Source organism: Kribbella sp., assembly GCF_035655035.1.
Lineage (GTDB): Bacteria > Actinomycetota > Actinomycetes > Propionibacteriales > Kribbellaceae > Kribbella.
In genome coordinates, this window is record NZ_DASRVN010000785.1 from 1 (window position 1) to 3,263 (window position 3,263).

2 protein-coding genes are annotated in these 3,263 nt (G+C 71.7%); one reads left to right on the forward strand and one right to left on the reverse strand.

What is annotated here, in order from left to right:
• Positions 1-121: 121 nt before the first annotated feature.
• Positions 122-1,063, forward strand: a complete 942-nt coding sequence (locus VFF46_RS39895) for an ROK family protein (protein WP_325042480.1) — start codon at positions 122-124, stop codon at positions 1,061-1,063.
• A 430-nt stretch (positions 1,064-1,493) separates the two neighbouring features.
• Here VFF46_RS39895 and VFF46_RS39900 read toward each other — a convergent pair.
• A partial coding sequence (locus VFF46_RS39900; RefSeq protein ID WP_325042481.1) for an amino acid adenylation domain-containing protein occupies positions 1,494-3,263 on the reverse strand: 1,770 nt, incomplete at its 5' end.

The following is a 3,263-nucleotide window of genomic DNA, read 5'->3' on the forward strand; positions in this document are numbered from 1 at the left end:
CATGGCAGTTAACTGCCGCCACCCTGCGGGTTTTCCATGATTACCAACATTCACCCCTGTCTGTTCGGGCCGACTACAGATAACGTTGTCTCTCGACCTGACCGCCCTGACCGGGGGGACGATGAGCGACGACACTGGGGATGACACGTTGGTGGCGCGGGAGTCCGTGCTCGGAATCGACATCGGCGGCACGAAGATGGCCGCCGCTTTGGTGTCCGCCGACGGCACGATTCTCACCGGCGACCGGATCCGGACCCCGTCCGGCGGCGCCGACCAGGTGTTCGGCGCGCTCGGCGAGCTGATCGACCGGGTCCGCGGTGACGCCTCCCCGCTCGCCGTCGGCGTCGGCTCGGCCGGACCGCTCGACCTGCGGCAGGGCCTGGTCTCCCCGGTGAACATCACCGGCTGGCGCAACTTCCCGCTCGTGGACCGGGTCCGGGCGGCAGCCGGCGGCGTACCGGTCACGCTCGGGCTGGACGGGCACTGCTTCGCGCTCGGCGAGTACTGGAGCGGCGCGGGCCGGGACGCCAAGACCCTGCTCGGCATCGTGGTGTCGACCGGTGTCGGCGGCGGGCTGGTGGTCGACGGCAAACCGCTGATCGGCCAGACCGGCAACGCGGCGCACATCGGCCACGCGGTGGTCGACCAGGACGGCGAGGCCTGCGCGTGCGGGTCGTTCGGGTGCGTCGAGGCGTACGCGAGCGGTCCGCGGATGGTCGCCCGCGCGCAGCGCAACGGCTGGCGTACGGACGAGGACGTGGACGCCGAAGTACTGGCCGCCGACGCCGCGGCCGGGGACGAGCTCGCGCTGGCCGCGTTCGACGACGGCGCCCAGGCGCTGGCCGCGGGCATCGTGGCGACGGCCGTCACCGTGGACCTGACCACGGTCGTGATCGGCGGAGGGGTCGCGAAGGCCGGGCCGGTGCTGTTCGATCCGGTGCAGGCCTGGGTGAAGCGGCTGGCCCAACTGCCGTTCGTCACGGACCTCACCGTGGTGCCGGCCCAACTGGACAATGCCGGACTGCTCGGCGCCGCCCATCAGGCGTGGGCCACGCTCTCCTGAACCGCACAAACACGCTGGTGCGGTAAAGGTTCTCCCACGCACCTTTGCGCAATTCTTACGAATCTTCGCGATCCGTGTAACGGCGGTCCTACGCGTAGCGATGCTACGGATGGATGGGGTGGGGGCACCGTCATCCCCGGCCGGTCGAGGGGGCTCGGACCGGACGGCTGGGAGATCAAGGGGGGGCCTGGATCAACCGGAGCACGTTGGCGGCGGGCGAGGTGACTCACCCGCCGCGACCGTGTGAACCCAGCGGTCGGGAACCACCGTGCCTTCGGCAACGTCCGACCGGTTCGCAACGCGATCGATCCCGTGGAGGGACGGTATCGAACGTGGGTTCTGCACCGCGAACGGCGGACGATGGCGGCAGGAGGGGGCCGCCAGCGGCCTGACCCCCCGTCCGCGGTGCAGAACTAGGGCCGGTGCAGGACTACGGCCGGAGCCACTCGGGTTCGGGAAGGCGGTCGCGGTCCAGGCGGCCGTTGTCGTCGAGGGGTAGCTCCTCGATCGGGATCAGGTCCGCCGGTACCAGGTAGATCGGCAGCTCCTTGCCGAGGTCAAGCATCAGCCGGGCCAGTACGGCGGGGTCGCTGTCCTCGAGGACGACGTACCCGATCAGGCAGGTGTCACCGCCCGGCTCGACCTGCGCGACCACGACCGCGTCCACCACGCCGGGCTGGTCCGCCAGTACGTGCTCGGTCTCGCCGGGCTCCACCCGGTGGCCGCGGATCTTCACCTGGTCGTCCGCGCGGCCGAGGTACTCCAGCGTGCCGTCGACCCGCCAGCGGCCGAGGTCGCGGCTGCGGTACAGCCGGCCGCCGGGGTGGCCAGGGTCGCCGACGAACGCGCGCTCGGTCTCCTCCGGCCGGCCGAGGTAGCCCTGGGCAACGGCAGCGCCGCCGAGGTGGATCTCGCCGACCGCGCCGACCGGCACCGGCCGCAGCGCGGCATCCAGCAGCCGGACCGCGACGCCCTCGATCGGGCGCCCGATCGACGGCCGGTCCTCGGCCGGGTCGACCTCGTGGATCGTGGTCACGATCGACGCCTCGGCCGGCCCGTACTCGTTGAACAGCCGGCACTGCGGATGGGCGTCCAGGAAGTCCCGCACCTTGTGCGTCAGCACCATCGCCTCGCCGCCCGCGACGATCTCCCGCAACGCGGGCAGCTCCGGCAGCCGGCGCATCGTCGCCAGCAGCGCGGTCAACGGGCTGAACGCCATGAACAGCCGCTGTACGTCGTGATCGCGCAATGCCGCGACGACCGCGTCCGGGTCGTACCGGTCGTCCTCGCCGATCAGGACCAGAGCCGCACCGGACGCCAGCGTCGTGAACATCTCCTGTACGTGGACGTCGAACCCGAACGACGTCCACTGCAGTGTCCGCAGCGAGCGCCGGGTCCGCAGGTAGTGCCGGACCAGGTTCACCGGGCCGCGGTGCGGGACCACGACACCCTTCGGGTTGCCGGTCGAGCCGGAGGTGTAGATGCAGTACGCGACGTCGTCGGCCGCGGCCCGGACCGGCGGCGCCTGCCTGGCGCGCGCGTCGGCGTCGACGCGCGCTGCCGGCACGGCGACCGGGACCAGGCGCAGGCCGAGGCGGTCCGCCAGCGCCGCGTCGTCCCCGACCAGCGCGACGGCGGCCGAGTCCTGCACCATGAACGCCCAGCGGGACTCGGGTACGCCGGGATCCAGCGGGAGGTAGGCAGCGCCGGACTTCAGCACGGCCAGCACCGCGACGACCATTTCGGTGCCGCGGGCAACTCGTACCGCGACCAGTTCGCCCGGCTTCACGCCGAGGTCGGTGAGTTGCCAGGCGACGGCGTTCGCGCGCCGGTCGAGTTCGGCGTACGTGAGCTCGCGATCGCCTTGGACGACAGCGATCGCGTCCGGGGTGCGGGCGACCTGCTGCTCGAAGAGGGTGTGCAGGCCGCTGAGCTCACCGGCCACCACGGCGTCCCGGCGGACGCGACCGATCGGGCCGACCGGGTCGGCGTCGGACTCGAGTTCACGGAGCGCCCGCAGGTCGGACTCCAGCGGGAGCACGAGTTCGGGCAGCCGGAGCTCCGGGCGACTCGTTGCCCTGCGCAATACTTCCTCGAGGTACTCGAGGAGTCGCTCGACGCTGCGCCGCTCGAACAGGCCGGACCGGTAGTCCGCCGTACAGGTGATGACGTCGCCGTCGTGGGTCAGCCGGAACCTCAC

Coding starts and splice junctions, on each gene's coding strand:
- VFF46_RS39895 (WP_325042480.1), top strand. CDS start 122: ATGAGCGACGACACTGGGGATGACACGTTGGTGGCGCGGGAGTCCGTG.